The 5,117-nt window shown below is 70.6% G+C and carries 6 protein-coding genes and 1 pseudogene; all 7 read left to right on the plus strand.

What is annotated here, in order from left to right; all coding sequences use genetic code 11:
• The first annotated feature begins 118 nt into the window (after window positions 1-118).
• Window positions 119-646, plus strand: coding sequence for a plasmid transfer protein TraA (gene traA, locus IE206_RS41905; RefSeq protein ID WP_189972007.1), 528 nt, complete (start codon window positions 119-121; stop codon window positions 644-646).
• Complete coding sequence (locus tag IE206_RS41910; RefSeq protein ID WP_189972008.1) at window positions 643-897, plus strand: hypothetical protein; 255 nt, start codon at window positions 643-645, stop codon at window positions 895-897. Before traA ends, IE206_RS41910 begins: the two co-directional genes overlap by 4 nt.
• Window positions 890-2,899 carry a plasmid transfer protein TraB gene (gene traB, locus IE206_RS41915; protein WP_226599026.1) on the plus strand — a complete coding sequence of 670 codons (2,010 nt, stop codon included), beginning with the start codon at window positions 890-892 and terminating at the stop codon, window positions 2,897-2,899. The genes IE206_RS41910 and traB overlap by 8 nt, the downstream gene beginning before the upstream one ends.
• Before the next feature lie 19 nt (window positions 2,900-2,918).
• The gene (locus IE206_RS41920; RefSeq protein ID WP_189972010.1) at window positions 2,919-3,092 is read left to right on the plus strand and encodes a hypothetical protein; all 174 of its coding nucleotides are present in this window, start codon (window positions 2,919-2,921) and stop codon (window positions 3,090-3,092) included.
• A 24-nt stretch (window positions 3,093-3,116) separates the two neighbouring features.
• Window positions 3,117-3,725: a GIY-YIG nuclease family protein gene (locus tag IE206_RS41925; protein WP_189972011.1), complete on the plus strand. Its 609-nt coding sequence runs from the start codon at window positions 3,117-3,119 to the stop codon at window positions 3,723-3,725.
• Between the two features lie 123 nt (window positions 3,726-3,848).
• Window positions 3,849-4,376: a hypothetical protein gene (locus IE206_RS41930; protein WP_189972012.1), complete on the plus strand. Its 528-nt coding sequence runs from the start codon at window positions 3,849-3,851 to the stop codon at window positions 4,374-4,376.
• A gap of 17 nt (window positions 4,377-4,393) precedes the next feature.
• Window positions 4,394-5,117 (plus strand): annotated as a pseudogene (locus IE206_RS41935) (hypothetical protein); the annotation flags it as partial.

Here is a 5,117-nt window from a genome sequence, read left to right on the forward strand (position 1 = left end):
GGACGTGGGCCGCCATACGGGAGTTCTGGCCGGACGACCGGGCCCTGTACCCGGACACGTCGTGCGCTTGGCCGCCCTGCCTCTGCCCCCGTCACCGCAACGGATCGGAGATCAGTCGATGAGTGGCCAGTACCTCGGAGGCGTCAAGAGCGCCACCGCGAAGGACCCGAAGAACGACAAGGCGAAGTTCGGGGCGTCGTTCGCCCCCGCGTTCACGCTGAACGTGACCCAGAGCAAGAGCACGACGAACGGCGGCGGCTCGGTCCCCGCGCAGGGAGGCCGTGCTCACCCCGAGTCGTCGCTCCCGGCCCCGGACTTCACCTCTCCTGCGGACGTGCGGAACTACTGCAACGCGCTGCGGGCCTTGATGGTGGGGATCTCGTTCGAGGTGTCCATGGGTGCCGAGATCCTCAAGGGCGTGCTGTCCACGGTCCCGGACCCCGAGGGCCGGATCGGCGGCTCGAAGGCTCGGGCCTGGCGGGTCTCCCGGAAGCTCACGAAGGCCGCGGACTCCGCCGCTGCCGCCGCGAAGAACGCCGCCGCTTGCTACGGCGCTTTCCAGCAGCAGTACGAGGAAGAGATCAACCGCGTCAAGCACCGTGCCCGGAAGCCCTCGGCTCCGCGCATGGACTGGGCACGGCAGTGAGCGCCCCCGCGCCGGCCGATCTGACGATCCTGGCCGACGCTATCGCCGCGGTTTTGGCGGAGCGGGAGGAGCTTCTCCGGGACACGGAGCAGGCCATTGCGGACCGCTCGACCCCGTGGGAGGTCCGGGCCGCTTACCGGGCGGTCGTCGGCTCCCACCGCGCGAACGTCGTTGCTCTGCGTGCAGATCTTGAGTGCTGCCGCCAGGGCGTCAACCCGTATGAGATCGATGGAGGTGACTGGCGTGGGTGACAAGAGCGTTGAGCAGCAGAACGAGGAGCAGCACGAGGAGCAGCTCAAGGGGGAGTCGGCTCTCGCGGGGGTCGGCAAGTACCTGTTGCACCGGGCAAAGCCGCACCTCCCGCCGTGGCTTGGGGTCGTGGGTACGGGAATCGCGGGGGAGGGCGCCCACCTGATGTGGGCTGACTCCCCGTGGGGCGCGGCCGGTCTCACGCTCGCCTCGGTCGCGCTGACCGGCGCGACGTGGTGGGCGGCCCGGGGCACGACCGCTCAGCGTCGGCTGCATTCCGCGATCACGGTTGCGGCCGGTTCGGTGTGGGTGACCGCCGCGGCTCTGTCCGGCCCGATCTCTCACCCCGTCATCGACCTGTTCGCGATGGGCGGCCCGGTCCTGGCTCTGTCGTGGAACGTGCGCATGGTCATGCGCCGCAACACGGACCCGGTGGGGGAGTCCTCGGACAAGGGGCTGTTGGAGAAGGTCGGTCTGGCCCGCACGAAGCTGGGCAACGCGAAGGTGGAGCCGAACAAGGTCACGGTCCCCTACGCGCTCCCGGCCGGGGAGGCGACCAACGACGACGTGTCCAAGGCGCTCCCCCGGATCGCGTCCGGCCTGGACGTGCCGACCACCGCCGTGCGCTACCGGCCCGACCCGGACTCGGCTCGCAAGGGCGAGATCGTCATCGTCCCGAACGACATGCTGAAAGAGGTCATTTGGTACCCGGGGCCCTCGGCTCCGGGCGGCTCGATCGCGGAACCGCTCGTCATCGGCGTGTACGACGACGGCCGGGAGCTGCGGCTCACGCTCCCGCAAGCGATTCACCTGCTCGTCATGGGCGTGACCGGCTCCGGCAAGACCGAGGCGGCTCTCGACGTCATGGCGGAAGTCCTCACCCGCCGGGACGTGGCCGTGTGGCTCTCGGACCCGAAGCGGGGCCAGGACCTCGGGGAGGCGTTCGGCGCGTGCGACTGGGTCGTCACGACGCAGGACGGCGCCGCAGTGATGATCGCGGCGTTCGAGGCGGTCATCCCGGCCCGGCAACTGTGGCTCGGCTCGCACGGCTACCGGTCGTGGGAGCCCGCCGCGGCAAAGACCCAGGACGACCCCGCGCACACCTGCCGCCAGGACCGCACCGCGTGCGGGTGCCCCGGGATGCCGTACCTGATCGGCTGGTTCGAGGAAGCGGCGAACACGCTGCGGGCGGTCGATGACGACGCGTTCACCGGCATCGCGCAGGAAGCCCGTTCGGCCGGCGCCTCGCTCGTGGTCTCGATGCAGCGCGCTTCCGGCTACCAGATCAGCACCGACACCCGCGCGTCCCTCCCGTCCGCGCTGTGCATGGGCGTGGACGAGCGGGACGCCGGTTTCGCCCTCCCGTCCGAAGTGCTGGACGCGGGCGCCAACCCCGGGGCGTGGGGCAACAAGCGGCCCGGCTACTGCTACCTCGTACAGGCCGGAGTGGACGAGGAACTGTGGTCCACCCCGTCCCGGACGTTCCGGAACAACCCCGTGACTCTGGAGTGGGTCACCCGGGAGTTCGCCTCCGTCCGCATGGCCGTGGACGAGGTGACCGCCACCGCCGCCGCCTCGGTCGCCGGACAGATCTACACCGACCGCCAGGGCCCGACCGCGGCCCCCGCGACCGAGGGCGGCCCGCAGCGTGCCGCCGGGACGGACGACGACGACATGACCAACGGCGAACCCCTGGTGGACCCCGAGGACGAGGGAATCGACCCCGAGGCGGAACTCCCCGAGGCCACCGACGCGCCGATGTTCGGGGCCCCGGCCGGGACCACCCCGGACGACCCGAAAGCCGCGATGGAGGAGATCCTGCGGCACTTCGAGGCCAAGGGCCAGATGGTCATTCAGACCAAGGACGTCATGGAGCACTGCGACAAGCTCGGCCGGTCCCGGCCGTGGGTCGCGGCAGAGCTTGGCCGCCTCGGCCGGGAGGGGCGACTCGTCCCGGCGGGCGGCCACAAGTACCGCATCACTCCGGCACTGACCAACGCCTGACCCAGGAAGGACAACCGAGATGGCCGCACCGACGATCAAGGCTCTCGTTGCTGATTGGTTCCTCGGCTACACCCGGATTCTGTGCCCCCACTGCCCGCTCTCCGTGCGGTTCCGGGGCGTGGACGCGGCCGAGGAGAAGTGGCTCCGGACGATGATGGTCGACCACATCACCGGCCACCGCCAGACGGCCTGACGGCCTGAAGACAAGGAAAGAACCGTGGCCTCTCGCCCCGCTACCGATCTGACCGAGCAGGCGCAGCCTGTAGAGCTGGACCTGTCCCGCATCCGCAGGCATGAACCGGTCGTGTACTTCGTGCTCAACGGGAGTCGGATCAAGATCGGGTACAGCACGCACTTCCCCGAGAGGCTGCGGAGTCTGTCGATTCCCTCGGAATCGCTCCTTCTCCTCCTTCGTGGTGGCACGGCTCTGGAGAGCGCGCTCCACCGGCGGTTCGGCAAGTACCGCGTAGGGGGCAGCGAGTGGTTCGAGATCGCGCCCGCGATCCTCCGGTACATCGGCACGCGACTGACGATCCCGCCGGTTCCGGCAGCGGGGCCGCTGACCATGCCGGAGGAGATCAGCCTCCTGTCGGCTCCGGGCTCTGTAGCGGGGGACGCCAGGGCGGCATTCGGGGAGATCCTCCGGGAGTTCGAGGCGCGGGGGCATCTGGTCGTCCAGACGAAGGACTTCGCGCCGTACCTCAGTGACCTCGACCGGTCCCGGCCGTGGGTCGCGGGGGAACTTGGGCGCCTCGCCAGGGAGGGCCGCCTCACGCCGGACGGCCGGAACCGGTACCACATCACCCCGGCTGACAGTCAGACCTGACAGTTCGGCCCCTGACACCAAATCCCCAGGTAAGACGCGGTGTCGGGACCGCTGACATCGGCTCCCGACACCGCCTGACACCGGGTCCTGACAGCGGACCCTGACACCCACGAAGGAGACCCCGTGAGCAGCAGCAACGAGTATCGCGTACCGGGCCGGGAGGTCACGTCGGACGACCTGACCGGCTTCCTGATCCCCGACTCTCCGGCCTCCCTGATCGGCCGTCCCGAGGCCATCGAGAAGGCGCCGGCCCCGGCTCCCGAGCGGCCCCTCCCCTCGACCGCGGAACTGATCGCGGCGTGGGAGCGGCAGAACACCGCCGCCGCTCTTGTGCAGTCGGGCGCCCTGCTCCCGCAGTCCGCGGCCCTGGCCGTTCCTGAGCGTGACCCGATCGTCCCCCGGTGGGTCTGGCGTGCGTCGGCGGTGACCGCCGCGGTGTCGGCCATGGCCGGTGTCGTGGGGTTCGTCGTGTGGGGGATCTCGCTTGCCCTGACCGCCGCGGTGTCGGCCATGGCGGCGGCGGCCCCGTACCTCGGGGGCGCTGTTGTCGCGGTGGTCGCTCTGGCGCTTCTGTGCCGCAGGCGCCCCGGAGGGGACACACTCTCGCTGAAGGTCGTTCAGAGCGTTGTCGTACAAAGCACCAGGAAGTAGGTCCCACCATGCCGAACATGTCCCGTACCAAGGCCGCGACGTTGGGCCTGCTCGCCCCTGCCGCCCTGGCTCTCGGCATGTCCGCGGACACCTCGTACCGGTTCCTCGGCGCCACCCTGGCCATCACCGACCACACCGAGCGGGTGCTCCTGTGCGGTGTCGCTGAAGCGGCGATCGTGGCCCTGACCATCTACGCATGGGCCACCCGGACCAAAGGCCCGGCCTATCTCGCCTACGCCGCCGTGTTGGTGCAGGCCATCCCCGCTTTTCAGGTGTCCGGCGCGACCGGCGGCCCGGTCCGCGTCATCCTCGGCCCCGTGCTCCTGGCCGTGATGCTCCACCTGCTCTTGGGTCTCGAACTGCGCATGTCCGGGGAGCGCTCCGAGGGCATCCTCGGGGCCGCTCTGCGGGAGCTGCGCGAGCGGGTGACTGCCTCCCTCGGGATCGGCCGGCGCGGAGCCGACTCCGCGGCCATCGCCCGGAGCCGTGCAGCCGATCGCGCGGTAACCCTGGCCGACCGCCTGGCCGCCGCCCCCGAGGGGAGCCGGAAGCACGCGCGCCGTGCGGCGAAGTTGGCCGCCGCGATCGACGCCGCGCGTCACGGACTGGACGCGACCGAGGCGGACGCAGCCGAGGCGGCCATCGTGTCGCGGGTCGTGCGGCGGAAGTCTGTCGCGGGTCTCGCGACGATCGCGACACGTCACGACTGGGCCGCGACACTGACCGCGACAGAGGGTGTCC

This window comes from Streptomyces violascens (genome assembly GCF_014649955.1).
GTDB classification, from domain to species: Bacteria; Actinomycetota; Actinomycetes; order Streptomycetales; family Streptomycetaceae; genus Streptomyces; species Streptomyces violascens.

Excerpts from the sequence above, each read along its gene's own strand:
- traA (WP_189972007.1), top strand. The coding sequence starts at position 119 with ATGAGTGGCCAGTACCTCGGAGGCGTCAAGAGCGCCACCGCGAAGGAC.
- IE206_RS41920 (WP_189972010.1), top strand. The coding sequence starts at position 2,919 with ATGGCCGCACCGACGATCAAGGCTCTCGTTGCTGATTGGTTCCTCGGC.